Source organism: Streptomyces sp. NPDC019531 (genome assembly GCF_044903305.1).
In the GTDB taxonomy this organism is placed as follows: Bacteria; Actinomycetota; Actinomycetes; order Streptomycetales; family Streptomycetaceae; genus Streptomyces.
In genome coordinates this window covers 81,700-108,518 of record NZ_JBJDQL010000022.1, presented here as the reverse complement: position 1 = coordinate 108,518, position 26,819 = coordinate 81,700, and the positions used below count along the sequence as shown (strand labels likewise).

At 68.6% G+C, this 26,819-nt stretch carries 25 protein-coding genes; 10 read left to right on the top strand and 15 right to left on the bottom strand.

All coding sequences use genetic code 11. From position 1 onward, the window contains the following. Window positions 1–5: 5 nt before the first annotated feature. The 10 genes from ACI2L1_RS24685 to ACI2L1_RS24640 form a co-directional block, all read right to left on the bottom strand. The gene (locus ACI2L1_RS24685; protein WP_404741517.1) at window positions 6–2,171 is read right to left on the bottom strand and encodes a hypothetical protein; all 2,166 of its coding nucleotides are present in this window, start codon (window positions 2,169–2,171) and stop codon (window positions 6–8) included. Then, window positions 2,168–3,241, bottom strand: coding sequence for a hypothetical protein (locus ACI2L1_RS24680; protein ID WP_404741516.1), 1,074 nt, complete (start codon window positions 3,239–3,241; stop codon window positions 2,168–2,170). Before ACI2L1_RS24680 ends, ACI2L1_RS24685 begins: the two co-directional genes overlap by 4 nt. 95 nt (window positions 3,242–3,336) lie before the next feature. Further along, entirely contained in the window at window positions 3,337–4,611 is a 1,275-nt protein-coding gene (locus ACI2L1_RS24675) for a hypothetical protein (RefSeq protein ID WP_404741515.1), read from the bottom strand. Between the two features lie 6 nt (window positions 4,612–4,617). Continuing rightward, entirely contained in the window at window positions 4,618–4,893 is a 276-nt protein-coding gene (locus tag ACI2L1_RS24670; RefSeq protein WP_404741514.1) for a hypothetical protein, read from the bottom strand. Window positions 4,894–4,896: 3 nt separating this feature from the next. Beyond that, window positions 4,897–5,889, bottom strand: a complete 993-nt coding sequence (locus ACI2L1_RS24665) for an NlpC/P60 family protein (RefSeq protein ID WP_404741513.1) — start codon at window positions 5,887–5,889, stop codon at window positions 4,897–4,899. Between the two features lie 180 nt (window positions 5,890–6,069). Further along, window positions 6,070–7,704, bottom strand: coding sequence for an FtsK/SpoIIIE domain-containing protein (locus tag ACI2L1_RS24660; RefSeq protein WP_404741512.1), 1,635 nt, complete (start codon window positions 7,702–7,704; stop codon window positions 6,070–6,072). Between the two features lie 213 nt (window positions 7,705–7,917). Continuing rightward, window positions 7,918–9,063, bottom strand: coding sequence for a hypothetical protein (locus ACI2L1_RS24655; protein WP_404741511.1), 1,146 nt, complete (start codon window positions 9,061–9,063; stop codon window positions 7,918–7,920). Window positions 9,064–9,082: 19 nt separating this feature from the next. Next, a complete protein-coding gene (locus ACI2L1_RS24650) occupies window positions 9,083–9,295 on the bottom strand; it encodes a DUF5999 family protein (RefSeq protein WP_404741552.1) in 213 nt (70 codons plus the stop codon). A gap of 307 nt (window positions 9,296–9,602) precedes the next feature. Next, entirely contained in the window at window positions 9,603–10,034 is a 432-nt protein-coding gene (locus tag ACI2L1_RS24645) for a hypothetical protein (protein ID WP_404741510.1), read from the bottom strand. A 206-nt stretch (window positions 10,035–10,240) separates the two neighbouring features. After that, complete coding sequence (locus ACI2L1_RS24640) at window positions 10,241–11,020, bottom strand: hypothetical protein (RefSeq protein WP_404741509.1); 780 nt, start codon at window positions 11,018–11,020, stop codon at window positions 10,241–10,243. 401 nt (window positions 11,021–11,421) lie between these two features. Here ACI2L1_RS24640 and ACI2L1_RS24635 point away from each other — a divergent pair, with 401 nt between their 5' ends. The 6 genes from ACI2L1_RS24635 (at window position 11,422) to ACI2L1_RS24610 (ending at window position 17,794) form a co-directional block, all read left to right on the top strand. Continuing rightward, the gene (locus ACI2L1_RS24635; RefSeq protein ID WP_404741508.1) at window positions 11,422–12,171 is read left to right on the top strand and encodes a GntR family transcriptional regulator; all 750 of its coding nucleotides are present in this window, start codon (window positions 11,422–11,424) and stop codon (window positions 12,169–12,171) included. A 477-nt stretch (window positions 12,172–12,648) separates the two neighbouring features. Then, window positions 12,649–14,355, top strand: coding sequence for a multiprotein-bridging factor 1 family protein (locus ACI2L1_RS24630; protein WP_404741507.1), 1,707 nt, complete (start codon window positions 12,649–12,651; stop codon window positions 14,353–14,355). Window positions 14,356–14,394: 39 nt separating this feature from the next. Next, window positions 14,395–15,378 carry an asparaginase gene (locus ACI2L1_RS24625; protein WP_404741506.1) on the top strand — a complete coding sequence of 328 codons (984 nt, stop codon included), beginning with the start codon at window positions 14,395–14,397 and terminating at the stop codon, window positions 15,376–15,378. A 29-nt stretch (window positions 15,379–15,407) separates the two neighbouring features. Then, a complete protein-coding gene (locus ACI2L1_RS24620) occupies window positions 15,408–15,869 on the top strand; it encodes a PPC domain-containing DNA-binding protein (RefSeq protein WP_404741505.1) in 462 nt (153 codons plus the stop codon). A 120-nt stretch (window positions 15,870–15,989) separates the two neighbouring features. Further along, window positions 15,990–16,289, top strand: coding sequence for a helix-turn-helix domain-containing protein (locus ACI2L1_RS24615; RefSeq protein WP_404741504.1), 300 nt, complete (start codon window positions 15,990–15,992; stop codon window positions 16,287–16,289). A gap of 482 nt (window positions 16,290–16,771) precedes the next feature. Continuing rightward, the gene (locus ACI2L1_RS24610) at window positions 16,772–17,794 is read left to right on the top strand and encodes a hypothetical protein (RefSeq protein WP_404741503.1); all 1,023 of its coding nucleotides are present in this window, start codon (window positions 16,772–16,774) and stop codon (window positions 17,792–17,794) included. Window positions 17,795–17,942: 148 nt separating this feature from the next. On the opposite strand, the gene ACI2L1_RS24605 is transcribed toward ACI2L1_RS24610, so the two are convergent. Together ACI2L1_RS24605 and ACI2L1_RS24600 are read right to left on the bottom strand one after the other, a co-directional pair. Then, window positions 17,943–18,245 (bottom strand): hypothetical protein, encoded by a 303-nt coding sequence (locus tag ACI2L1_RS24605; protein WP_404741502.1) that lies wholly within the window; start codon window positions 18,243–18,245, stop codon window positions 17,943–17,945. Between the two features lie 77 nt (window positions 18,246–18,322). Next, entirely contained in the window at window positions 18,323–19,576 is a 1,254-nt protein-coding gene (locus tag ACI2L1_RS24600) for a hypothetical protein (RefSeq protein WP_404741501.1), read from the bottom strand. A 537-nt stretch (window positions 19,577–20,113) separates the two neighbouring features. Here ACI2L1_RS24600 and ACI2L1_RS24595 point away from each other — a divergent pair. Together ACI2L1_RS24595 and ACI2L1_RS24590 are read left to right on the top strand one after the other, a co-directional pair. Next, entirely contained in the window at window positions 20,114–20,335 is a 222-nt protein-coding gene (locus tag ACI2L1_RS24595; RefSeq protein WP_404741500.1) for a hypothetical protein, read from the top strand. A gap of 3 nt (window positions 20,336–20,338) precedes the next feature. Continuing rightward, on the top strand, window positions 20,339–21,292 hold the full coding sequence (locus tag ACI2L1_RS24590; RefSeq protein WP_404741499.1) for a helix-turn-helix domain-containing protein: 954 nt from the start codon (window positions 20,339–20,341) through the stop codon (window positions 21,290–21,292). Between the two features lie 202 nt (window positions 21,293–21,494). Here ACI2L1_RS24590 and ACI2L1_RS24585 read toward each other — a convergent pair whose 3' ends face one another. Further along, entirely contained in the window at window positions 21,495–21,638 is a 144-nt protein-coding gene (locus ACI2L1_RS24585) for a hypothetical protein (RefSeq protein ID WP_404741498.1), read from the bottom strand. Window positions 21,639–21,681: 43 nt separating this feature from the next. Beyond that, complete coding sequence (locus ACI2L1_RS24580) at window positions 21,682–22,983, bottom strand: hypothetical protein (RefSeq protein WP_404741497.1); 1,302 nt, start codon at window positions 22,981–22,983, stop codon at window positions 21,682–21,684. Window positions 22,984–23,221: 238 nt separating this feature from the next. Here ACI2L1_RS24580 and tap point away from each other — a divergent pair, with 238 nt between their 5' ends. Beyond that, window positions 23,222–25,462, top strand: a complete 2,241-nt coding sequence (gene tap / locus ACI2L1_RS24575; protein ID WP_404741496.1) for a telomere-associated protein Tap — start codon at window positions 23,222–23,224, stop codon at window positions 25,460–25,462. 12 nt (window positions 25,463–25,474) lie between these two features. Continuing rightward, window positions 25,475–26,032, top strand: a complete 558-nt coding sequence (gene tpg / locus ACI2L1_RS24570; protein WP_404741495.1) for a telomere-protecting terminal protein Tpg — start codon at window positions 25,475–25,477, stop codon at window positions 26,030–26,032. A gap of 178 nt (window positions 26,033–26,210) precedes the next feature. Here tpg and ACI2L1_RS24565 read toward each other — a convergent pair. After that, window positions 26,211–26,819 (bottom strand): hypothetical protein (locus ACI2L1_RS24565; protein WP_404741494.1); only part of this gene is annotated, 609 nt, incomplete at its 5' end.

Sequence of the window (26,819 nt, the reverse complement as noted above, 5' to 3'; positions counted from 1 at the left end):
TTGATCTAGTCGGACGGAAGACGCTTGCCGGTATCGGCGTCGTAGGCGATGCCGGTCGGGGACAGACGGACGGTCCGGGCCTGCGCCCGGGCGCCTTCCGTCCACGACTTGCCGCCGACCGCGACGTGGACGGTGATGTCCGCAAGCGGGTCGGTGACCGGCAGCGAGAGCTCCGGGGACTTGGGATACCAGCGGCTGTCGTCCTGCGTGGTGTACGCGGTCTTGCCGGATGCGTCGATGCGCAGGTACTTCACATTGCGGTCCGCGTACGTCCGCAGTTCCACGACGACACGCTCGCGGTCGGTGCTCCACTGGGCCACGACGTCGGCCTTCACCCCGTCGACATGGAGTTCTGCTCCGGAGCGCCCCCTGTAGGCGGCGGCCTTCTCCTGGCGTTCCTGCTGCGTCTGGTCGTCGGCCGCGTACTGGTAGACGCCCGCGATCGTGATGCCCAGGGCGGCTATCGCGGTGACGTAGGGCCAGGCCCGCCGACGCGGTTGCGGCTGCGGTTGGTCGGCCTGAGGTTCAGGAGCGTACGGCTGGGGGCCGCGGTGCCATTCCGGGGACGTGCTGTCGCCGGTCTTCTCGAACCATGCAGCGTCGTCGTTGCCCATGTGGGCGACGGTAGCGCGCAGTTGGACGGCCTGTCCGGGCTCCCCGCGCAGATCCGCCACCTGGGCCCGGGTCTCCCACCAGGCAAGGGCCTGGGGGGAGTTGAGGCCGTGGGTGGTGATGTCCTCGCGCTCGTAGAGCGTCGCCAGTTGGGAGGCCTCATCGAACCGGCCTTCCATTGCGGCCTGGAGGACGCGCTCGTGCCGGGTGAGGGTGCCGATGACGTTCGGCGGGAGCGACTCCCAATCCCATGCGTCGTCAGCCGCGGTGAAGGGTGCGTGCAGATCCTCACCGGGGTCAACGACGGCGGTGTCCACGCCCGGATCGGTGAGCGTCTCCGCCAGAACGGCGGTGGTGTCCTGCTCAACGGCCAGGTCCTGGACCATGGCCTGCTGCGCCATGCGGCGCCGCGAGGACGTGTCCGTCAGCGCGATCTCGTCCTCTGTGAGGATGGTCTGGACGACGTCGGTGTAGTCGGGGCCGACCTTCCACACCGCCTGTCCAGGACCAAGGGTGGGGAGGATGTCGATGAGCGCTTGCGGCAGTCCGAGCAGGGCACCGACGATCGCGGCCTCTTCCGGTCCCAGGCGCCCGACATGGGCGATCTCGCACAGCTTCGCCAGGTCCCGTGCCTTGCCCTCCCCCAGGTCGGACAGGGTGTGCATCACGACGTCCAGCGACAGCCCGGCCTTCCGGCTGTTCTTCAGCAGCCGTTGGATCAGCTCACTGGTCGCCGGGGACAGCAGGATCTGCCAGGCCTCCTCCAGCACCAGGTGGCGGTGTACGGCGGTGGACTGGCGCAGCCACACGTGCTCTGCCCAGCAGGAGACCGCAGCCATCAGCGAGGGGATCGCCGGGGAGTTGCGGTCCAGTCGGGTGAAGTCGAAGGACAGGATGGGCAGGTCGGTCTCCGGGAGGCTGGCGTCCTGGCCGTCGAACAGGCCGGTCAGCGAGCCTTCGGTGTAGCGGGACAGGGCAATCGCTGGGCCCTCGCCCCACTCGGTCAGCTTGGCGGCCGGCCACCGGCCGTCCTCCGGCGCCACCAGCGCATCGACCAAGCCGTCCAGCGAGGTCGCTTTCGGGTGGGCGAGGGCGTGCTGGAGGGCGTGGGCGGCCTGGTGGGTCAGGGCGCTGGGTTCGACAGCGGCGATCAGGGAGCGCACCAGCTGCTCGCGGACCTCCCGCGGGAACAGCTCGCTGACCGGGTTGAGGGTGAAGGAGCCGGCCTCGATGACCCGGCCTCCGAGGGAGCGGACCAGCGGCGCCCACTCGCCGCTCGCGCTGTCCTCGCCGAAGGAGTCGACGACGACGTACTGGTGGCCGTGCTCAAGGATCTCGCGCCGGGCGCGGGTCTTGGCCGTGGTGGACTTGCCGGAGCCGAGTCCCCCCAGCGCGAGGCTGCTGGTGGAGGGCAGGATCCTGTCGTCGGTCAGGACGGGGGAGAGGTGGAAGGCGCGGCCGTCCAGCAGGGAGCGGCCGATCGGGATGCCGGGGAACGTGGTGTTGGAGGCGATGAGGGGTGCGGTGATCGCGGCGTGGTTGGAGGGCAGGCGGATCACAGGATCGCCCCTTTCCGGGTGGAGGCTCCGTGCGGGGTGGTCATCACGTGGGCGCGGTGCTGCTGGCCGGGCAGCCAGTCGAGGCGGATGCGGTGCCGGTCGGCAGCGAGGGAGGCCTGCCAGCGGGCGTCGGTGACGGCCTCCGGGCTGTCGCCCCACACGGTGAGGTAGCCGTCCAGGTCCACGAGGGTGGCGCCCTGTACGAGGGCGCCGTGCCGGGTGCCGCTGGCGATGGCGTTGGCGTCCTGCTTGACCTTGTCGGCCGTGAACGCCTCGGAAGCCGCCTCCTGCCACTTCGCGGAGCGGCGGGAGGCCGCCACCGGCAGCGGCCGGTACAGCACGGCGAAGGAGCGCTCCGCCTGGTCGTCGAGCAGGAGTTTTCCCATCAGGTCGCCGCCGGTCTCGTCCGGCCAGCCGGTGACCCGGGCGGTGGCCGCGTACCGGCCGTCGTCCAGGTGGACCCAGCCGGTGCCGCGGTCGGTGACGGCGGGCAGCGGCTCGGAGGCGAGTGGAGTGAGGGAGCCGAGGCGGGCGAACTCGCCCTCCAGGGTGGCCAGGATCCGGTCGGGCTGTCCGACCAGTGCCTTAGGCACGTGGACGGAGATTGTCTGGGTGTGGTCGGTGAACTCGCCGACTGTGGCGTGGTGGGTGACGTGCACCTGGACGCCCGCCTGGCGGGCCTGCCCGGCCGCGAACGTCAGTGCCCTGGAGAACGCGTCGTGGAAGGCGGTGCGCCGCGCATCGTCCTGCATGGTGCCGTGGCCCGGGTACAGGGCCCATGTCGCCGTGGCGCCGGGCTGGTTGGTCATGGATGCGGGCACGGTGCGCTCGCGCAGGTGCCGGTAGCCGACCGTCGCCCACCGGGCCATCGAGCGCGGGCCAGGCGCGAGGTTGAGCGCGGCCGCGGTGAGACCGACTGCGCCGAACGTCCAAACCGGGGGCGGGGCCATGACGGCCGATGCCAGCATGGCGCTCCCGACACCGGCGTTCACCCGGGTCAGCAGGGTCTCGGCCGGGCTGAGTCCGCGCTGGAGGGCGGGGATGCGGTAGCCGGGTGTCAGGGAGTACATCGGAACAACCTCCGGAAGATTGAGAGCGAGCCGCGCCGGGCCCGGCGTCCCTCTCCAGCAATGCGGAGAGGCAACGCCGGGCCCGGCTGGGCTCGTTACGGGGTGGAACGCCGGGTACGTGCCGGCGGGGGAGTTGTCCCGGCCTGGCCGTTGGAGGCCGGAGCCGGTACAGGCTGCGGGCCCCCATCTCGGGCAGCGCGCAGCCGCGAGCGACGGTCGGCGTCCCGGTTCGTCTCCGTGACGGCGGACTGTGTGGTCAGCCGTCCCGGCCGCTTCTGCTGCCGAACGCCATACGCGGCGAGCAGAACCCCGCGGTCCTGGTGCACCGCGCGACCCGGGGTGTCGACGGTGCGCCGCGGGCGCGGGGCGTTCTCCCGCTCGTAGACATCCGGGGCTCCGGCCCGGACGACTGCGTGGGCCACCCGGTTGTCGGTGCGGCGTTCCACGAAGGTCCGGGCGCCGCGCGCGATCTTGGGTCCGAAGTACGGGATCCCGTGGAAGATCATGCGCAGCATCAGGGCGTCCGCGGCGAGCAGGAGGACGGTGTCGACCACCAGCGAGCCGTGCGCGAGGGTGACGAACGGGGAGATCACGAGCAGGGCGAACGGGCAGAGCATCAGCCCGAGCAGGCGCATCGCCCACGTCTTCACGGCCGTCGTGTCGCCCCCGCGTGCCAGCGAGGCCAGCACGAGCGGGGCCATGCACACGAACGCGAGGATGCCGAGGTTGCGGGTGAGGAAGACCAGCGCAGCAGGGGCGAGCGCGACCACGAGCGCGGAGATCATCAGCAGCCGTGCGAGCGGGACGTTGGTGTCCGCACCGTGCTGGATGTCGTCGAGGATGACGTTGAACAGGGTCGACTCATTGCTGTCGAACGCGGCCGTGAACGCTGCGCTCACGGCCTTGTTCAGCATCATCACCGCCCCCGGCACCGCCGCCATGCCGGCGACGGCCGCCAGGGTCCAGCCCGTCGATGCCCCCATTTGCTTCAGCCGGGGTGCGCCCTGCCAGGCGGTCAAGCCACACACGACGACCACACACACGAAGATCGCGACGGCCAGATGCTGACCGAGCCACAGGAACGGCTCGTACAACGCGCTGTCCGCACTTTTCGGCGCCCACGCGTCCTTCGGCGCGACCAAGGCATTGATCTTCCTGAGGAGGCTCTCTGCAGTCTTTTGGACGTTTTCGGAGGCGCCGTCTGTGATGCCGCCACCGCTGCCGCTGGACGGGAGCCCGTGATCCTCCTCGCACAGCGCCCGCATCGGCTTGGCGACTAGGCGGCACGGGTTGTCGTCTTTGCCCTCCGATTCGCAGATCTCCCAGGCCTGGCCTGTGAGCAGACTGCAGTTGTCGTTCTTGCCCGCCATGCCGGATCAGCCCTTGGCCTGGGTGACGGTGGAGAACAGGGTGTCGCCGTAGAGGGCGAGGACGACCGCGACGAACAGCGTGCCGATCGCCATCGACCCCTTCCTGAGGGCGCCCTTCGGGTCGCCGGACAGCTGCAGCAGCATGCGCAGCGCGATGACCACGATGACGGCGGCGATGCCCTTGGTGACCAGGCCGCCGCCGGTCAGGCCGATGGTGTCGAAGAAGTCCTTGAAGCCCGTGGACATGTCGATGGGCTTGGCGAGGAAGACGTTCTTGGGCATGGGTCAGATCTCCTTGTGCTGCTGGGGTGTGGGGCGGGCCAGGGCGTACAGGTCGGTCAGCGCGTCGAGGGAGTCGAGGCGGACCTTGGTGCCGGGGCGGGGGGCGTTGAGCATGTAGCCGCCGCCGACGTAAATTCCGACGTGGTGAATTCCTGCTGCGGTTTTCCCGTAGAAGACGAGATCGCCGGGGCGGGCGTCTTCCGGCTTTACCGGCTCGGAGGCCGCGTACTGCTGGGCTGCCGTGCGGGGCAGGGAGATCCCGGCCTTCGCGTAGGCGTAGAGGGTGAGCCCGGAGCAGTCGAACCCTGTGATGTTCGCTCCGGATTTTCCGGCGGGTGAGCAGCAGATTCCGGTGCTGGGTCCGTTCGCGTTTCCGCCGCCCCACGAATAGGGCTTTCCGATCATCGCGTACGCGGCGTTGATGACGGTGGCGGCCTGTTGTGCTGGCGAGATTGTCCCGTCGGATTGCTGGTCGGCGAGTGCCTGAATCGATTTGACGTAATTCTGTGTCTCTTTGAACGGGGGAACGCCGCCGTATTTGCGGACGGCGCCGCTTCCTGCGTTGTAGGCGGCCAGCATGTTGGACTGCTGGTCGCCGGGCACGTCCTTGACGTCATTGGCGATCGCGCACAGGTACTTGGCCGCCGACGGGATCGCATCGGCGGGGTCGGTGACGTCGCGTTTCCCGTCGCCGTTTCCGTCGATTCCGTGAGATTCCCATGTAGACGGCATGAACTGTGCGATGCCCTCCGCTCCGACCTGCGAGCGGGCTTTCGGGTTGAAATTGGATTCCTGGGTAAGAAGCGCGGCGAGCAGGTTCGGCGTAACCGCCGGACAGGTGTTTCCCGCCGCCTGGATCAGGGATTTGTACTGGCTGGGCACGGACAGGCTGAGCAGCGTTGAGGCGGGGTCGTCGCCGACGGCTTGCAGGCACGCGGCCACGGCGACGGCCGCGGTCGCGCCTACACCGATCGTGACGGCTGTAGAGGCACGCAAGGGCCCTCCTCTCTCCTTTCGGGGTGTTGTGATCGTTTTCGCTGATCAGGACCGCTGTCAGCATCTGCCAGGAGTCCGCCAGGAGTCCGCCGGGCACCCGCCGGTCCGGCAGGTGGAAGCCGCCGGTCGGCGGGTGTGTGGCGGACTCCTGGCGGGTGGTCCGGCGGGTGCTGGCAGGGGTCAGGACCCGGACTTGGCGGCCGCTATGAGGTCGGCGAGGTAGTAACCCCGCACGCCCTTGTCGTCCTTGCTCGAAGCGACTCCGAGCAATTTCGAGAGCTGCTTTCCGCGCTCTCCGGGACGGGTTTCCGTGATCCCGATCGCGGGAGCCAGGTCGGCTGTGTACATGAACTCGGCATCGGCATCTCGCATCAGATCGATCGCCTGCTTGAGCGGAGACAGCGGACCCTCGTCAAGCTTCTCCTCCTGGCGGTCATGGACCTCGTCCACGACGCTCCAGATGAATTCATCAGAGAAGTTGAAGCCTCGGATCAACGTGGAGCGTCCATTGGCGAAGAGAACGGCCTGACCCTTGATTTCGGGGTCCAACAGAGCCGGATTGATCGGGGCGATTGTGTCGAAGTACGTATCACCCAGGGCGACCTTTGCGGTCCCCGAAGATGCCACGTACAGGCAGATCCGGTAAAGGAACTGGTCCCTTACGAGAACGGGAATCGCGTCCGTGGAAGGGCGCTGTGTCATCAGTACGCTGGAGATTCCAGATTCCAGCGCCTTCGCCACCAGCAGCCGCGCCTTTTCTGCGATCCTCGCGGCCTGCTCTTTCCCCTTCGTCGACCCGTCGTGTGCGAAGAAGTCGGCGGTTTCATCGACGATGAAGAAAACCGGCTTGAATACCGGTTCAGGCTGCCGATTGCGAATCGCTTCCATCTTTTGCGCGTAACGGCTCTGGACGCGTGCGCTCAGCTCATCGACCATGTCCTCGAAAACGGCCGGGTCGTCGGACGACTCGTAGCGGACCGCGATCTTCTCGAACTTGGTCAGCCCGCAGAACTTCCCATCGAGCAGGTACAGCTCGAAGTCGCCGTACGCGATGAGCAGGCACGTGATCAGGCCGTTGACCAGCGTGGTCTTGCCTCTCTGCGTCATGCCAGCGACCAGCATGGACGCCTTGTCGAACGTGGGCACCCCAGCGAGCTGGCCGATGACGTCGTGACCGAGCGGCACCCCGGCGAAGGTCTCGATCTCCTGCCGGGTCGGGGTCGGAAACTCCCTGGTGAACGGGGGCTCGTGCAGCTTCAGCAGCTGCACGCGGCGCTCGTTGTCGCGGCTGCGCTCCATCTTCAGGTGCAGACGCGTGACCCCGAACATTCCCGCGACCGTGCCGAGGCGTTTTTCGACGTCCTCGTAGGTGCGGGGCTTGGGCATCAGGAAGTTGTAGCTGACGGCATTCGGCAGCGCCTCGATGGCAAGCTCGTCGGTGCGGATCACCTGGTCCTGACCGATTGCACCGGCGGTGCGCAGTGCTGCGGTGAGCTCGGGGTGCGCCGGGGCGGCCTCCACGGCCGTCTCAGCCCCGAGCCCACCGGCGGCGGGCGCCTCCTGCTTCAAGGCGGCCGCGGTCTGCGGTTCGCTCGCCAGCCACTGCTTCAGGCGGGCGCGGAGCTGCCAGGCCGCGTAGCCCAGGCCGACCAGCACTCCGGCGGTCAGCAGGACGGTGGCCGGCCACGACAGACCGAGCTTGTCCTTGATGGCCGCGAGGACACCGAACACGATGGCCAGGGCGCCGATCGCGCCCGCCGCCTGCCCGTAGGTGTCCTCGCTGACCTGGGATTTCTGGGACTTTCCGCTTCCCACATCCCCTCCTTTCGTGATGCAGGCATGCGGGGTTATTGGGTGGTGCGGTGCGCGCCGGGGTCTGCTCGCCGGGTCTGCGGCCGTGCCGCTCGCCGGGTCTGCTCGCCGGGTCTGCACCGCGCTCGACTGCGGTCGTTCTCCGTTCCGGCAGTCGCAGCAAGGGCCAGCCCGCACAGGCGGGCTGGCCCTCACTGGTGGTGCCGGACGCGTTGGTCAGGCGTCCGCGTCCTCCTCTTCCTCGCTCTCGCTGGGGTCGCCTTCCTCCTTCTCCAGCAGCGCGCCCCATGCGCGCCGCACCCGCTCCTCGCTGCCGACGAAGCCGGCCTTGCGGTAGGCCTCACCGGCCTTGCGGTAGGACGGGGGCGGGTCCTCGCGGTAGCGCAGGTGCCGCAGCACGACGTCCAGCTGAGCGTCGGTCAGGGGCTGGCCGGGCTGCGGGGTCGGCACGCCCGCGACGATCGCGAGCTGCGCGAGTGTGACGGCGTCACGGTCCGCGTCACCCCCGCCGTGCCGGTCGCTGCCGGAATCGCCCTGACCTGCGTGACGGTCACTGGCCCCCGTGCCGGAGGTGTCACGCCCGCCGGGCAGCGCGGGGTGATCCGCGCTGGGGGCGTCACGGTCGGCCGTGACGGGCAGGGCGGGCGCGGTGGGCGTCCACGTGCCGAGCTCGGGCAGCCGGATCGCTGCGACGGTGGCAGGCAGCGGCTTCTCCGAGACCGTCTTGGCGGTGGACACGGCCTGCGTGTGCAGGTCCTCGGTCATGGTCTGCTGGATGCGCAGCTGCGTCTTGCGGTACTTGGTCTCCGCTTCGGCGACCCGCTTCTCCAGCGTGGTGGCCAGGTCCAGCAGCTCGATCCGGTCCGCGGCCTCGGCTTCCATCTCCTCGAGGCGGTCGGCGACCTGCTGGCGCTTGGCGTCGATCCGCTCGCGGGTGGCGGGGGACACCCGGCGTCCCAGCGAGGGCAGCGCGATCCACCAGGCGCCCTTGGTCGCGACGATCGCGACCGGGGTGAGGATCACGGCCAGGCTGAACTCGCCGTGGGCGTTGAGGATCAGGTCGGTGGTGGGGATGGCGGCGTTGATGGCCGTGAGGGCGAGGCCGGCGTACTGGACGCGGCGGGCGCGGGCCCGGTTGTTGCCGGAGAGGATCTCCGTGGCCTGCATGACAACCCAGAGGGCGTCCAGGGCGCCCACGGTCGGCACTGCCCAGCTGCCGAACTTCGGCTGGAGGATTTGGTAGCTGACGTACATCGACAGGATGGCCACCCCAAGGGTGACGATCCCCAGGACGGTGATCACCATCCCGCGCTGGGACGGCGTCTGCTTCCACCAGCGGTCCTGCGAGTTCTCCGAGTTCATGGACTTTCTCCTTTCTCGTTCAGTTGGCGGCCGCGCCGGTCAGGCGGCGAGCGTCGGTGGGGCGGTGCGGGGCGATGGTGCGGCCGTCGGGCAGCAGATCGCCGGTGTCGTCGAAGAGCAGGACGCCGTTGCACAGCAGCGACCAGCCCTGCTCCGGGTGGGCGGCCACCACCAGGGCGGCTTCAGCGTCCGTGCTGTCGGCGGTCGGGCAGGCCGGGGTGTGCCGGCACAGGGAGCGCGGCTGGCGGCGGGTCGGGGTGCGCATCAGGAACCTCCAGGCGGGTGAGAAGCGGGGTGCGCGGCTGCGCGGCTCCCCTGGACCGCGCCCGGACCGGCCGCCGACGGGGGCGGGGCCGGGCCGGGCGGGTCAGGCAGCCGACAGAGGTGGCGATGTCGGGCTGGGGTGATGGCTCATCAGTGGCCGTTGGCCTGGCAGGCTCCGCAGACGCCGCCGGGCCAGTTGTCGAACCAGCCGGAGCAGACGCTGCATTGGCCGCCGTTGCGGCACAGGTGGTGGCGTAACCGTGCGAGGCGGCGCCTCATGCGAGGGCCTCCGTGCGGCGCGCGGTGGCGGCCTCGCGGACCAGGTAGTCCGAGTCGGTCCACACGGAGCCGATCGCGAACGGCTCGCTCCCGGCGCGGGTGACGTCCTTGACGATCAGCGCCCACTGCGCGCAGCGCCGGTTGAGCAGGCCGCGGGCCCTGGCCGGATCGCGGGTGACGGCGATGACCTCGAACGCGCCGTCGCTGTTCTGGTAGATCGCCCCGACCCCGCGCGGGCCGATCTGGTCGTCGACGACGCGGCGCAGGGCTTCGATCGTTGCCGGGTCGGGCAGCACGGCGTGTGCCTGTGGGTGGGGGCGGCCGCCGGACGGAGTGGCCTGGCGACCGTCCCGCTCGTGCGGGGCGGGACGGATCGGCAGCTGGGGCTTGGTGTCCAGGGCGGGCTGAAGTGTCATGATGCTGGGCATGCAGGTCGTTCCTTTCACCGGTTGACCTGCGACAAGAACCCCCAGGGCCGCAATCCCTGGGGGTTCGTCGCGTGCGTGGCCCCGCCGGGATCGGCGGGAAGTGCGTCCTGCGCACTCCGTCGGCGACCAGCCCCGCAGTGATGCGGGGCTGGTCGCCGACGGGCAGCGCAGGCTGCGGGTGCCGGAAGGGGGAGAGGAGCGGGTGGTCAGTTCTGCGGCTGCACGTCCTGCTGGCGCTGGCCGTTGGCCGCGGGCCGTACGACGAAGCCGGCGCGGGTGAGCTGGACCGTCTCCACCTGGCGCGTCGTGCGGTACAGATCCGGGCGAGTGCTGCGCATTCGGTCGTGGGCGATCCCGGAGATCCGGGCGCCAAGCTGGCGGCCCGTCTCGCACGGGTTGTTCGCCTGGCACGGCGAGCAGGTGGTGCGGTGCTGCTGAAATGCCGTACGCAGCTGCCCGTACAGGGCGGGGATCTCGGTCTGGGCGATGCGGCGGATCCGCTGGCGCAGCTCGATCACGGTGACGCAGTGTCCGGAACGGCACTGGGCACAGTCGTCTTGGAGGTGCTCGGCAAGCAGCTCGCGCGGGCCACGCGTGGCGGGGGTCATCTGGCCCGTGGCGGGCGCGGCCTGCGGGCGCGGCTTACGGACCGGGCGGGTGGTGCGTCGGCTAGAAGCCGTGCTCTCCGCGGCGAGGAGCCGCTGGGACCACTGCTCGGGAGTGAGGTCGATGTCGATGCGCTGCCCGCTGCCGTCGCAGCGGCGGCCGTTCGCCGGCCGGGCCGCACTGGCGTCGTCGCGGTAGCGGCGGCCCTCGGGCCGCGGCTGGTCAATTCCGTCACGGTGCGGGTGGATCATCGAGCGGGTCAGGCGGCGCCAGGTGTTGCACTTGGGGCAGACCACCATGCGGGGCTCGCCCTCACGGAGGTTGAGGTTCTCGGGGCGGATCGTGCTCGCCTTGATGGCGGGACGGCCGTTGTGACGCATTCGTTTTTCCCTCTCCCTGGTTGCGATTGCGCTCTCCTTCGGCCAGGAGACGGGCGAAGCCCGGTCCTGACCGGCGGGCAGCGCAATAGCTGCGGGTGGCTCACCTGGCTGTGCTCCGAGGGACCGCGTCGAACTCGTCACCCCGGCCGCGCCTGCAAGCAGCGGTCAGCCAGACATATGAAGTTGATCGGGTTGGACCGCAGGTCCAGGGCCCGGCTAGATCAGCCCTCGAACCTCGTTAACGAGGTTCGAGGTGCCCTAAGTACACCCATCATCGTTAGCGATGTCAAGAAGTACGTTAACGATGTAGCCTTCACTGACGGCTCCCCTGTAAGCCCGGGCGCCCCACTCGGGCGCTCGGTAACAAGCGCCGTAGGATCGCTAGCGAGGTAGGGAGACGTATGGCAGAGACGAACGTGCGGCGCACCAAGAGCCAGCAGATCGCCGACGATCTGAAGGCCGCGATCGAGCGCGGAGATTTCGAGGCGGGCGACCGGCTCCCGGGCGAGAACGCACTTGCCGCGCAGTACGGCGTCGCTGGTCTCACGGCCCGTCAAGCACTCAAGAACCTGGCCACCGAGGGTCTTGTGGAGATCAAGAAAGGTGCTGGCGCCCGCGTCATTTCCTTCCACCCCATTCGCCGGCGCGGCATCCAACGAGTCGCGCGGGAACAGTGGGGTGCAGGGAAGTCGATCTGGTCTGCCGACGACGATCGTCCGCAGACCATCGATGTCCGAGTCGACTCCCTGGCGGCACCACCACATATCGCTCGAGTTCTGGACCTTGCGGAAGGTGAACTGGTTTGCGCTCGGTCGCGCCGCTACGTCGTTGAAGAGCGACCAGTCATGCTTGCCGTCTCCTACCTGCCGAACAGCCTGGTCGAAGGCTCGGCCGTCACTCGCATCGATACAGGCGAAGGCGGCATTTACGCTCGACTCGCCGAACTTGGACATGCGCCAGCCCACTTCAGAGAAGAACTCCGAAGTCGACTGCCCACCGCAGAAGAGGCCGCAGGCCTCGAAATGCCAGCGGCACGCCCAGTCATCAAGCTTTGCCGCACCGCCTTCGACCAGGAGGGCCGCGCAGTCGAGGTCAACGAGATGACCCTCGACTGCGCGGCGTACGTCCTGGACTACGAGTTTGACGCGTGATTCTGATGCGTCACCACCCATGGTTCTCACCGCCCCTTCCTCGGAGGGGCCAGGAGCGCCTTGAGTACCAGGCCGGTGACACTGGTGCTGGCAAAGGTGGTGACGATGTCCCGGACCACCACCAGAAACACCGATGCGACCAGGCCAGCGGTCAGAATCGCAGCAACGTGGACAGCCACCCTTCCGGGACGACCACGCGGTCGCGCACTTGTGTCAGGTCTCGTACAAGTGCAGCCGTGTGTCGACGTCGGCGCTGTGACCATGAAGTCGACGTGACGGCCATGTGCGTCAGCGACGGTGTGCGTCGTGCTGTGGGCATGCCGAATCTCGGTCATCTCGCTCTCCTGAAGTGGCAGTTGGGAACTCCGGCTGGTGGAGTCGCCATTACAGGTGTAGGCGTGATCTTCAGCAGCTTCTACGGTTGGCCTGTATCCGTCCGGCGGATACAGGGACTTGGATACATGGAGGGGGCCCGGAATGGGGCAGCGGCCGAATGTGCTGACGCCGGATCAGTCGCCCCAGCACCGCCTTGGCTACATGATCCGGGAGCTGCGCGAGGCGCGCGGCATGTCGATGCGAGACCTCGCCGCCAAGACGTTCGTCTCGCACTCCAAGGTGCAGCGATGGGAGAACGGCGACCGGCCGCCGAAAGAGCGGAGTGAAGTCGAGCTCATCGACCAAGCCGTTGGTGCCGGCGGGTTCCTGATCGAGCTGTGGCAGGAGATAGACCGAGGTGTCACCGGGGCCAGGCATGTATCCGATCCAGCGCTCCATGTATCCGATACATCGCCAGACCTGGCCACGGCCCTGTCCCGGGCGGCAGCGTCAGACAGTGAGGGGATCTTCGTCCCCCGACGTCTCGACGATGGAACGGTGGTGCTCGTGGCACTCGATCGACGTGCGCTGTTGCGCGCCGGTGTGGGGATCGGGGCGGCAGCGGTGGCTGGCCTCCCTGCGCCGGCGGCCGCGGTGGTCAGCCCGGCGGAAGACCCCTTCGGGTTCGCGAGAACTGCTTCCGAGAGCTGGTCGGGGCTTCGGCTGTCCCGGCCTGTGCCCGACTTCGGGGTCGACTGGCAGGCTCTGCTGCCGGGTGGCCGTTCCATGCTCGGCTCACAGCTCTCCCTCCAGGTCCACCCCGCGCGCAGGGAGGGAAGCCGTGTGGTCGTGTCCATCCCTGACCAGCGTCGCGCGGAGGAGTTCCTGTCCCGGCCGCACCGCAGTCTTCTGGTCGGAGCGGTCAACACCGAGGGCATCTCGAAGTTCTTCGCCCTGGATGGGCGTGCAGCTCGCGGCAAGCTCGCGCGCAACGGCGGTGTGTATGAGGTCGCCGCGCCCGCTGCGTACGAGCTGGACGATCTCACCTACGGCATTCTGTGGGCCGTCAGTAACTACGACGATGCTCTTCAGGCTGATGACCAGGCGCTTTCCGAGACGCGCAGCGATCTCAAGGCGTATGAGCGGCTGTCTTCCTCCGCGGTCAGCCGGGAGGCCGCGCCCGGGCTGAACGGGGTGGCCCACATGTGGCTGGGCTCGGACTTCTGCGCGCGCCACATCCTGAAGGCGTTGCCGGAGCTCCCGGAGCTGCCAGCGTTCTGGACGCGGGAGCAGCGAGGTGAGGAGGCCAGCGCGTGGCTGATCTTCGATCACAAATTCCCGTATCTGCGGGAGACCACGAAGGCGCTGGGCGGCGCGAGTACCCGGGCGTTCTGCATCCCGGAGGAGGTCGTCCGTTCGTCTCCGAGGTACGAGCGGATCTTGCTGTTCTTGGCTGTGGCGCTGATGGAGTCGCTCGGGATCCACGCGCAGTTCACGTCCGATCCTGCGTACGAGTCCGTTGAGGGGTTCGTGGTCGCGCCCGACCGGGAAGCTGTGATCGCGAACTGGGTCCGGGGTGAGGGTATGTGGCATGTTGACGTGACCGCCCGGTCCTCGGTGGTCCGTGATTTCACGATCGCGGCGCGCGATGTCGATGCGGACTCGCTCACCGCGGCGCCGACGGCTGCGGGGCGGTTGCGTGCTCTGGCGCAGTACCTCGATCTGCCGTGGGCCTGGTTGATCCAGCGGTGCGGCCAACTCGCCCGGTACGGATCGTCCGGGCTGATCCAGTCCCGCAGCCGGCTGGTCTCCGCAGCTGGCATCGACGCCGCGTGCGCGTACGTGGCCTCTCTTCCCGCCGATCACTGATCCCGCACCATCTGCCTGTCCACGAAGGGGAAAGAGGCCATGGCCGACACCGTCCGGCACGTCGCAGTGATCTCACTCGGCGGCACCATCGCGATGACCGCACAGACCGACGGCGGCGCGACGCCGACGCTGTCGGCCGACGACCTCGTCGCGGCCGTACCGGGTCTTGCCGACACCGGCATCCACGTCCAGGTGCACGACTTCCGCCGACTGCCCGGCGCCTCGCTGTCCTTCTCCGACCTGTTCGAGCTAGCCGCGACGATCGAGACGCTCCCGGTCGACGGCGTGGTCGTCACCCAGGGGACGGACACGATCGAGGAGACGGCGTACCTGCTGGACCTAGTCACCACCGGCGACATGCCGATCGTGGTCACGGGCGCCATGCGTAACGCGAGTATGGCGGGAGCGGACGGCCCCGCGAACGTGCTGGCCTCGATCCGCGCCGCGGCCAGCACGGAAGCCCAGGGCGCCGGCTGCGTCGTGGTGTTCGGGGAGGAGATCCACGCTGCCCGCTGGGTCCGCAAAACGCACTCCACGAGCCCGACCGCCTTCACCTCGTACCCCGGGCCGATCGGCTACGTCGCGGAAGACCGCGTACGGATCCTTGCCCGCCCCGATACAGCCCCGACGATCGCTCCCCAGGACGTCGCCGCTCCCGCCGTCCGCACCACCATCTTCACGGTCGGGATCGGAGACGACGGGACGCTCCTCCAAGCCCTCGGGGACCACGTCGACGGCCTGGTCGTCGCCGCGTTCGGGGCCGGACACGTGCCGATGGCCTGCGTGGACGCGCTCACCGATCTCGCCAAGCGCATGCCGGTCGTCCTGGCCACCCGCACCGGATCCGGTCCTGTGCTCCGGCAGACCTACGGTTTCCCCGGCTCCGAGTCGGACCTGCTCGCTCGCGGCCTGATCTCCGGCAGCACCCTGGACCCGGTCAAGGCGCGCATCCTGCTGCACCTGCTCCTGATGACAGGCGCTGACAAGGACCAGATCCTCCAGCTCTTCAGCACCCTCTCGTAACCGCCCCAACAGCCCCCAGGACCCCCACTTTGCGCAGCTACGAACTGACCACCGGCCGCACCTTCGGCGTCACCTTCGACCACGGCGACGACTTCTTTCCCACGCTCGCCGACTTCTGCCGCCAGAACGGCGTACGGCACGGCTACATCCCCATGTTCATCGCAGGCTTCGCCGAAGCGGAGATCGTCGGCGCCTGCGAGAAATTGGAGAACCCCGAAGCCCCCGTGTGGAGCAAGGTCCATCTGACCGGGGTGGAAGCGATGGGCTGCGGAACGCTCGCGTACGACGCTGGGACCGACACAGTCCTGCCGCACATCCACACCTCGTTGGGGGAGAAGGCGCGATCAGCCGCCGGGCACACGAGCCATCTGCTCAGCGCCCAAGTGCAGTTCCTTGTCGAGATGCTCGTAGTCGAAGTCACGTCGCCAGTGATGACCCGGCCCAACAACCCCGATCTCTACGACGTTCCCTTGCTGACCTTCGGCACGTGAGGGAAGCGTGTGAATGCCCCGCGCCCTGGCCGCTGTTCCTCGGATTGAGTCCGTTCCATCGAACGACACGCCGCCAACCGCACTGTTTACAGCGGAGAGTTATGTATAGTTTCGGTTCACGTGAAGGGAGGGGGAGCAGTGTCTGAACTACTCGATGCGGTCGATGCTCTGCTCGCGCGACCAGATGTCTTGCCGCCACCAACTGTGCGGGCGAATCTCCGCAAAGCCGCGGACCTGACGCAGGATGAGGTGGCTGAGGTTTTCGGGGTAACCCGCGTCGCGTTCCACCGATGGGAGACCGGCCAGGCAAAGCCCCATCGGCGACGCCTGCACGCCTACGCCCACCTGCTGAAGGGCTGGGCCGAGAAATACCCGGAGGCGGCGACAGCGGCTGAGACACCCGTGCGAGAGGCAGGCTGAGGAGAATGACGCTCGCCCGATCCCCGTAAATGCGAAGCGGCCCCTGTCGCCACAACAGGAGCCGCTTCCAAGTCCGACTCATCCGAGCTACCAACTCTGAGTCGTGTTCCGGTGAGGTGACCTCGCCGGGGGTGATGCCCGTGAGCCCTAGAGCCCGCGTGGTCACCTATACCCAGAGTATGCGCTACAGATTGCGCAACGCCACTACTCCGGGATTCTGCTAGGTCACACCTGCTGGTCGCGGCTCCCCTACCTGGGGAGATGACCCAGTTGCACCGCCCGTTCCACCGTCCGCCAAGGCCGCGGACCACAGATCTTGCCGGTGTGTCCGGCGCACTCGCGCATTCGGCAGCGCCCGCGGAGAGGCTCCGCAGCTCTTGCCCGTCTACTGAGGCGCCCGGGCCCGCTGCCTCGCCTTGCCGCAGCGTCGCTTCGCGAACCGCCCAGGCCACTGCTGCCCTCAGGGTGCGGGAGGTGACGCGGTGATCCAGCACATGAACCTGGTCTTCCAGGCCGACGGGCTGAGCGTGGGTGAGGGCGCGTTTCTGCTGGCGTGCTGCAACCACACCGACGCCAAGGGCTACGTGATCGCGTCCATGCAGCAGTTGGCAGACGAAGCCCACATGAAGATGACGGCCGCGAAGTCGAACAAGCAGCGGCTGATCCAGCGTGGCCTGCTGGCGTCGAGCGAGCGGTACAGCCCGAAGAACGGCGCGCGGATCGCGGACCTGTACCGCGTGAACCTGGACCTGCTGGCAAGCATGAAGCGTGCACGCACCGACTATGGGCCGACCCTCGTGGAGGAGCTGACCTTCAACGTGCCGAGGGAAACTCCCAGGTCAAACCCCCCGTCGGATTCCGACCCCCCTCAGGGGCGAATCCCGACCCACCCCCGTCGGATCCCGACCGACCCCCCGTCGGAATCCGACGGGGGTGCAGGGTCGGATTCCGACCCCCTTCTCCTTCCTTCTACTACTCCCTCTTCTCTCTCTCCTGGCTCAGGGGACGTTGACGGTTCAGTGGACGTCCCTCCGGACGGAGAGAGAGAGGATGAGGCTTCGCCCGAGGGACAGAACCCCTCCGAGGCTGAGCTACCGCAGCAGCGGGAGCGGACAGGCCAGAAGGCAGCAGGGGAACGGGTCGTGGCGGCGTATGCAGAGGCACTCGGGCGACCGGTGCTGAACGGCACCCGGGCCAAGCTGGAGCGCCAGGCCGTTGAGCTGCTGGCACAGGGTTTGCCAGAGGCGTGGCTGTGTGACCGGGCTCGGGAGATGGCTCCGCGCGGCTGGTCCAACCTTGCCCAGCACGCTGAGCGGTGCACTGCACCGCTCCCGTCCGAGGTTTCGAGCCGGAGTCGCCCTGGCTTGCCCGAGTGGTGCGGGGAGTGCGGGCAGGGCACGCCGGCCGCGCGCCTCAATCCGCGGTTTCGGACCCTCGGAGAGCTGGGCTCAGGAGAGAAGTGCCCCCGCTGCCATCCGGACCTTGCAACTCTCGCGGGTGCGTAGAACGTGCTGTGCGCCCCGTGTAGGCCCGGGCGGGTATCCAGCGGGGGGCTTCCTCCTTTGCTGCAAGATCTGTCCACAGCGGCCAATACAGGCGATCAAGGAAGGTGCGATGTCTCAGCCGATGCCGCATTCCCTCGTGGCGTCCCGTTCAGACATCGCGGCCCCGGTATGTGGTGCGGAAGACCAGCAGAGCCCAGAAGCGGGGCTCGGGGTCGAAATGAGGGTAGTGCGACGTCGGGAGAGCACCGCCGTACGTGCTCACACTGTCCAGTCGCCACCCGTGCACTTCGACGCCCTCGACCGCGGCTGCCAGCAGCTGCTCCGGCGCCTCGTGCGGGGCGTAGGGGTGGTTCAGCGGCACGCTCACGGAGAACACCTTCGCCGGCGATGTGCGCGCCTGAGCGGTGATCTCCTTCAGCCAGTCATCCGCGCTCGCTGCTTCCACGGTCATGTCTCCCCCTTCCCCTGTCGGGATGGGCGCGGAACATCGAGTTGGACTTCCGCGGCTTCAAGGGTCCGCCGTGTGGTTCAGCGGCGGCCGAACGGCCACCAGCCCCGGCGTGTGCGGCCGAGTGGGGGAGCCGTCGGCCGTGGTGGTGCTGGAGGTCGTGACGGCAGCGGGGGATGTGCTGGGGGTGCGGGTTCAGCTGGGGTCGGCTGCGGTACGGCCGGTCCGGGCGGGGGAGTTTGTGCCGGTTCCGGCGGTGGCGTGGGGAGCGAAGCGGGCGGCGCTGCGGGCCCGGATGGCCGGGTGGGGCGTGGCCTGGGGGAGGGCCGTACTGGATGCGGGGGAGCGGACGGGCGTTCGGCGGCAGCCGCCGAACTGGTCTGCCGGGCCTGGCGGAGGGTGCGTTGGGCGAGGGAGAGCGGTGCCGGGCAGTGGGGCGGGCTGCTGTGGCCTGTGGTGGCGTCGTAGGTCCAGTGGGCGAGCTGCCAGTGTTCTTCGGCGAACATCTGCACCTCGGTCCGGCCCGTGCTGGGTGTCCAGGGCTTCCAGGTGCCGACGGCCAGGACGAAGGCGCCGGCGGTGAGCGGCTCGAGGAGGCTGGGGTGGTCGGAGCGGATACGGACGGTGTAGCCGGGGCCGTCGGAGAGGCGTAACACCGGGCGCTCCTGGCGGTCCTTCTCGACTGCGGTGATGCGGCCGTAGACGGCCACCGGATGAGCGGGCTTCACCCCGCTGGTCAGGCGGGCGTGCAGCCGGGCGTGATCGGCGGCAGCGGGACCGTGGCAGAATTTGTCCCAGCTCACCGCCGACTTTTCGCCGGGGCGGCGCACCTTGAACTGGGCGACCACGTCCGGGTCGTAGCCGTGCTTCTGCAGGAAGCGGGCGATGACGACCGCGCTGTTGATCAGCGGGGGCAGCAGCGGGCGCACCGTGGAGATGTTCACGCCGAACGTGTCGCCGACAGACGTGGCGTCGGGGTCGGCGGTGGGGATGGTGGCGCCGACCTGTCCCAGGTCGTCGGGCAGCACCAGGTGCAGTTCGTCGCCGTCGATGACGGCCACGCCCTGAGACCCATGCGCGATTTTCTGGAGAACTTCAGTCGGGTTGAGGGGGCACTCCTGTTCGTGCGACTGGTCCGCTGCGAGCCGGAACAGCGCGCCCCGGGGATGACGGCCCACCGAGGTGCGCTGCGAGACCACCGCCGTCACACAGAACGGGCAGACCAGCGAGACCTTCTGCCTGCGCCACCACGGCTCATCGTCGATCTCGTGCGCGAAGACCCTCTTGCCGACCTTGCCGACCTTGCCGTCCTGGAACAGGCGTGCCTTGTCCACCGCCGCCGACCCCCTTGATCCACTGTGTTCAGGGGACCACGAAGGCGGGGTGCGGGGAAAGACCGGCAACGTGTGAGGGGCCGGCGGTGACCGCCGGCCCCTCACACGTCGTGTCGGCACGGGAAACGAGCCGACGGTCGCGGGAGCCCTCGCGGCAACGCGGCCGCCCACGACGATGTCCCGAAGTCATAGGGGGAGCCCACAGACGGAACGGGATCCTCAGTGCCTGGCACATGAGGCGTCCAACAGAATCGGCACTCCCCACAGCAGTGCACAACCACGATTGAGACGGGACCGGCGCAAAGCTCGGAGAGCCCCATCGCTGACCTGCACATTCCACGCCTGTGAAGGACTCAGTTCGCCGCGCCCAGGTTGAGACAGGGACGGGTCAATACCCGGGCGTACGCCGGGCGGTGGTCATGAGCACCCTGTGCGGTGCGCCAGCATCGTTGGACAGTCACTCGCCTGGGCGACGGCAACCGCCCTCGCAGTGACGCCAGTTGGGGAGCCCGAACAGACACCGAACGGGAGAACACTATGACTCACACTGCCCGCGCCGCATGCGTGGTGCCCGGCGACCGGCCGCTGAACGCTCCGGAGGCGACCATCGTCGTGGTCGTCCTGGTCCTGGCCGTGCTGCTCGCCCTCGCGGGGATGCCAGCCCTGTCCGTCCTGGTCCTGCTCGCCGAGGCGACGGACACGGGGGTGCGCCTGGTCCGCCGGGCACGCTCCGGCAAGCAGGCCACGGCGGAGGGCTGAGCGGTGGGACGACGGGAGAACCCGATCGCCCCGTGCGAGAGGGAGCTGGAGAAGCTGGTCCGCTGCCTGCGCGACCACCGCGGCCGCGCGGGCCTGAACTACAGGGAGCTCGCCGTACGGTCCGGGTGTAGCGCCTCGACGCTGATCCGGGCCGTATCCGGCGAGCAGATCCCGAAGTTGAAGACGGTCCGGGCCTACGCCGCAGCCTGTGGCGCCGACCCCGATGAGGCCGAACGGCTGTGGAAGCGCGCCCGCTACCGAGCCGTCCGCGGCTGCCAGGAGCCCGTTCCGCGCCCCCGGTACGTCCGGAACTTCGCGGAACTGCGTACGGCGCTGGCCGACCTCTACCAGAAGGACGGCGCCCGGCCGTTCCGCGAGCTGGAGGCGGCCAGCAGCGGCGTCCTGGCCCACGCCACGGTCGGGCGCTTCCTCCGCCAGGAAGGCGGCCGCCCCACCCGCCAGTTCGTCCGGGCGTTCGCCATCGCCTGCGGGGCGAAGGGGATGGTGCTGCGCGAGTGGGAACACGCGTGGGACCGGGCCGAGGAACAGCGGCTCGGAGCGCCCGCAGTCATCTCCAGGCGCCGGGCCTCTGAAGTCGTTCTTGCAGACGGCCGCCCGGTGTACCTCCACTCGGACCCCGAGCGCACGCCCGACGGGCAGGAGGTCCGGCGTATCACCCCCGCAGGAACGCAGCCGACCGGCGGGACCCTCGTCAAGCTCTCCCGCTCGACCGCGGCGAAGCTGGCCGGGGCCTGCCCTGTCTGCGCAGCACAGAACACTCAGGCGTTTGCTGCCGTGCTGCCGCCGGCCCGATCCCCGCAGCCGGTGCTGCGGAGGAGGGCGACCGCCGGAGTCGCTGGGGCAGGTACCGAGAGACCGCGGAGGGCGCCGTCGCACCTGATGGTGAAGACGGTCAGCGTCGGCAAGAGCAGCAACGGTACGTCGATCGTCGCGTAGCGGCGTCCCTGATGGAACCGCAGCTCACGGCTGGTTTGGTCCCATTGGGAACCAGGAGCTGGTCCTCGAGGACCTGACCTGAGCAGGTCGAGGTGTCGGCCAGGCGCGTTCACCGGCCGATTCGTTGACCAGGTGACGCGCCTATCCGGCCTCGGGCAGCTGAACCTCGGCTACATCCCTTGGGGCAGGCGTGAGGGGCCGGCTACGCGCGCCGGGCGAGGTCCTCGGGGGTGGGCTGGTAGCGGGTCACGTGCGGGTGGCCGCTGTAGTCGACGGTGGCCGTGTGCCGCAGGACGTCGTCGTCGGCTTCGCAGAAGACGTACTCCACCAACCGTGCCTGGGGCACGCGGTCTCGGTGGTGTGTAGCGGCAAACGAGCGTGCCAGGTGCTCAGCCCGAAATCATCGCTACGATGCGGTCCAGACCGGCAAGGATGCCTGCGGCTCCGACCGTGGCGCCACCTTCCGCGAGTGCTGCCTTGAGGCGCTGTCCGGCACTAAGTCGGACCTGTGTGTCCCGGTTGGAGTCATCCAAGATCTCGACGTCCTCAATGAAGCTGTCCCGCTGAGTCACATCGAGTTCAAGCTGGGGTGCGACTTCGCGCAGTTGACCGATGAGTTCGGCGAGTTGCGTAGGTTGAACACCCACATGCTGAGTGACGTGCACGCCCTGCGCTCCTGCGGCGCCGGCGGAATTTTTCTGAGTGAAGTTGTTGGTTACGGGGCCCGCCGCTTGGGGCTGTTCGCTCACGAACTGGCTCACTTTCTTCCCGGACAGGACGCAGTCGATGCCACGCAATGTCAGTGTCAACGACTCTGGTTGGTGACCGGTGCCGATACGGAACGTTGCCAAGCCATGCCTGTGGAGATATTGAGCAGCACGTAGGACTTCGTCGATCGTCGTGTGCTCGCCCAGGGACACTGCGGCGCCGATGAACCGGTCCAGCCGCACCGTGTCGGTCGGATCTTCGGCGGCTGCATCGACCAGTTCGCCGACCAGATATTCGAATCGGGTTGTGCGATTACCGCGCAGTGAGGGGTTTGCGAGCTGGCGGCTGCGCCGACCCCAGTAGTCTCCGATGTCCTCAAGACTGCGGTAAATCCTGATTCGCGGGTCAACCCCCAGTTCCCATCCGAACAGGCCGACGTTGTATTCCCAGCGGACTGTGGGTGTGGCCTCCTCCGGGGGGCCGTCTTTCGGGATGACGAAGGTGCGAAGGGGGACCGGGCTGGCCAGCGACTTTGAGTAGACACACCACGGCTCCTCGCGCGACAGGACGAAGCCCAGGCGCAACAGCTCCCCCAACTCCGGTCGGGAAAGTAATCCGGTCTCGGCTTGGGCATTTTCGCTGTGCAGCCGGACCGGCTGTTCACTGCGCGCGGGCCAGTGTTCCTCGATATGAGCCAACGTTCGTACCAGAGTGACGAAGGTGTCGATTACGTCAGCAGTTTCGGGACAGTGAGCGACACCAGCGATGGTCAACTTCAACAAGGTGTCCGACGAAGGAACGGGGTCCCGCGAATCGGGCCAGCCCACCAGGAGATGTGGGGGAAGCTGCGCCAGCACCTTCACGACGTCGATGCCTCGCTGGTACAGACTCCGGTCGACCATACGGAAGGTAGGCCAGCCTTCCTTCGCTGCTTCCTGCCAGACCAGTTTGAGCAGCAGGCGCTGTTCGTCGTTGCGTGGCACTGGGAGGCGATCGACACCCGCTGGCTGTCGTGACACAGCTCAGTCTCCCGCCTCGTTTGGCACAGGCTCCTGGGAGATCTGCGCGCTGGCCAGCACGCAGATCCCGGACGACCGATTCTACGGACCCGGGAACTTCAACGACAGGCGTCTCCCCGCACTCAATTCGTACGCCATCCGTACGCCAAACGTACGCGCCTCGTACGTTTCATGGGGTAGGGTGTGAGTCAGGAGGTGTTCCATGTCCGAGCTGTTCGACGCGGTCGACGCGCTGGTTGCGTCCCGCGCCAAGCTGCCGCCACCGGCGGAACGCAAGCGGCTGCGCACTGCGCACGGCCTGACGATTGACGAAGTGGCAGGCGCGCTGAAGGTGCGGCGGGCCACGGTGTCCGGCTGGGAGTCCGGCAAGACCGAGCCCCGCCCCCCAGAGCGCGACGCCTACGCCCGGCTGCTGGACCAGCTCGCGGAGCTCTACCCGGTGGCGCCCTCAGCGCCGGAAGAGACGGACGCCCCGGCAGTGTCGGCCACGTTCACCGCCTCGCCAGACCCGGCGGAAGCGCAGACCCTGCCCGCTGGTGCGGCTGTCGAGACTGCGGACATGCCTGCAGCCGAGAACACCCCGCCCAGCCCCGCCCCCGCTGCTCCAGCGGCCGCGACGCGTCCGGCGCGCACCATCAGGCCGTCGTCGACGTCGCGCCGCCCGGGCGCGAAGAAGGCGGCCCCGGCTGGAATTCCGGCGGGCGACACCGACCCGCGGTTCGAGAACGGACCGCTCGCGGTCGTCGACGTCGACGCCGACGGCCAGGTCCTCGCGTACTGCACCGGCGGCCTGGTCCTGGACGTGCCCGCCAAGTCGATCCCGTCCCTGGTGGACTGGACGCTGCGCGAGGCGAAGCTCGGTCAGCCGAAGATGGCCGGCCCGGGCAAGGACGCCGACCCGCTGATCGTCCTCACCCGGTCCGCGCTGGAGCGCTACGGCCTGCCCGTCGGTCTCACGGATGAGGAGCGGCTCGCCGGGCGGATCCCCGAGGGCCACAAGGTCATCAAGCAGCTGGTCCGCGCGGAGTGGAAGCTGACCAAGCGCGGGTTCGGGCCGTGGGCGAGGATCTACCGCCCGGCCACCGGTTCGGAGCGGGCCTGCGTTCAGCTGTGCATCCCGTCATGGAACGCGCTGGACACCCGGCACTGGGGCGAGGCCGCCCAGCTCCCGCCGGCGGAACTCGCGCGCGTGCTGGGCGTGTACGCGTCCCGGGTGATGACCCCGCGCGGTTCGACCGCGGTGACCGGTCTGGAGCTGATGACCGCGCTGCACCCGCCGACCCGGGCCTCCGAGCCCGACACCGACGGCAAGCGGCACTCCGAGCACAACCCCGGCTCGCTGGGCAAGGACCCGGTGGACTGCGCGCCGTGCGAGGCCCCCGACGGGCACCCGCTCCTGAAGGACCTGCCGCGCTTCCACGTGCGCGGTCCGGCGGAGAAGCTGTTCGAGGAGGCGTACGACTGGGCACGGCCCATGACGGATGCCGAGTGCACCCTGCGGCACCTGGTCGGCATCGACGTGAACATGGCCTTCGCGGCGGGCGCCAACGGCCTGGTCGTCGGCCTCGGCGCACCGACACACGTGAAGGCGCCGGTGTTCGATGCGAAGCTGCCCGGCTCCTGGCTGGTAGACCTCTCCCATGTGGACCTGTCCCGGGTCAAGGTCGGCAAGGACAGGTGGGCAGAGTTGGACGCGGGTCTGCTGCCCAGCCCCTTCACGCCGAAGGGCGAGCGCCCCGAGGGGCCGGCCTGGTACGCGACGCCCACCGTGGCGTACGCGGTGGAGCTCGGCTACGAGGTGCGCCCGCTGGAGGCGTACGTCCGCTACGAGAACGGCCGCTACCTGGACGGCTGGTACCAGCGGCTGCGCGACGCCTACCTCGCCACGATGGCCGACCTCGGTGTCGACGCCGACCTGGAGCCGGCCGACTTCCTCGCCGCGATGGACGGCTACAAGGAGCGTGACCCGGAGCTGGCGATTGTCGTCTCCGCGGTCAAGGCGACGGTGAAGGGTGGCATCGGCAAGCTGCGCGAGCGGCCGCGCGGCGAGGGCTGGCGTCCGGGCGAGCCGTGGCGGGCGCTGTCCCGCCCCACCTGGCGGCCGGACATCCGAGCGGCGGTCATCTCCCGCACCCGCATCAACCTGCACCGCAAGATCGTCAAGCATGCCGTCTTCACCGGCCAGTACCCGATCGCGGTTCTGTCCGACTGCGTCGTCTACGCGGCCGACGGCACCTCGCCGCTGGACTTCCTGCCTTACCGGGACGGCAAGCCGCTGCCCGGCGGGTTCAAGCTCGGCATCAACCCCGGCCTGGTCAAGCACGAGGGCACCCAGGAAGTCCTGTGGGGCGAAGAGGTCCGCGAGCGGTTCAACGCCCCCGAGCTCAACCTCGCCCGGTACATCAAGGACGGCACCGTCACCGACGTCGACAACGGAGAGTAGGAGAAGGCGACCATGAGCCTGTTCGGGGACGGCCTGGACGCCGCGGTACAAAAGGCGTTCACCCGCCCGGCGCCCAAGAATGCGGGCCCGCAGATGCGGTACCTGGTCAAGCAGCTGGGCGGCACCAAGCCGGTCGCCCAGATGCTCCGCATCTCTCAGCGCACCGTCGAGCGGTACGTGAAGGACCAGATCAAAAAGCCCCGGCCGGACCTCGCCGCACGCCTGGAGCGCGAGGTGAAGAAGCGGTGGCAGCCGCAGATCCGGGCCAAGGCCCGGCAGAAGGCGGCGACCACCGGCGGCATCGTCGTCGACACCCGCGCCCGCCTCGGCTACACCGCCCCGATCGGATCGACGGACCAGGACCGCATCCGCCACCTGACCGTCGCCCTGCCACCCCGCTACGCCGCCCGACTCTTCGACGCCCAGGAGGCCGGCGCCACCGACCAGCAGCTGAAGGAGATCGCCGCCGAAGCACTCAAGGAGGTGTACTTCCAGGACGGTGGCCGCCGCGCCGGAAGCCTGGAGGAGGTCCGGTTCACGGACATCGAGCACCTGGAGTTCGACCTGTAGCAGCCGCGCCCCGAACAGCCCGCGAGCCCGGACCAACTGGTCCGGGCTCGCTCGCGTATCCGCAGGGGTGGGATAGCCGCCGGCTATCTGCCCATCAGCTCGTTGAGCAGGGCGACAACAACGACGCCGATCGCCGACCGGCCAACGGAACGCTTTGTTGGCGTGGAGACGTAGGTCGTCAGGGCTTCATCGTGGCTACTTTTTGATCGCGTGCCTTCTTCAGGGCGGCGTCGGCGGCCGAGACCTTGTCGTTCGGCTTGCCGCTGTCCGCCTTCTTCGGCGTGCTCGACTGCTTGTTGTCGGCGATCTGGGCGTCCCGGTTCTTCGCCTGCCGATCCTGCTCCGCCTTGGCCTCCTGCTTCTTCACAGTGTTCGTCGCGTGCGACTGCTTGTTGTCGGCGATCTGGGCGTCCCGGTTCTTCGCCTGCCGCTCCTGCTCCGCCTTGGCCTCCTGCTCTGTCACGGTGACTGTGGTTGTGTCTGACTGCTTGATGTCGGCGATTTGCGCGTCCCGGTTGTGAGCCTGCCCGTCTTGCTCGGCAGCGCGCAGTTTCTTGACGCGGTCGGTGACGCAGGTGTCGTACCCGGCGCACTCGCTTCGTGCCTGCTGGTACAGCGGGTCGGAGTTGGACTCCTGCGCGTCCTTCGCCGAGTTGGCGATGTCCTGGGCGTTCTGATCGCGCAGTTTCTTCACGCGGTCGGTGACGCAGGTGTCGTACCCGGCGCACTCGCTTCGTGCCTGCTGGTACAGCGGGTCGGAGTTGGACTTGTCTGCCATGGCCTTCGT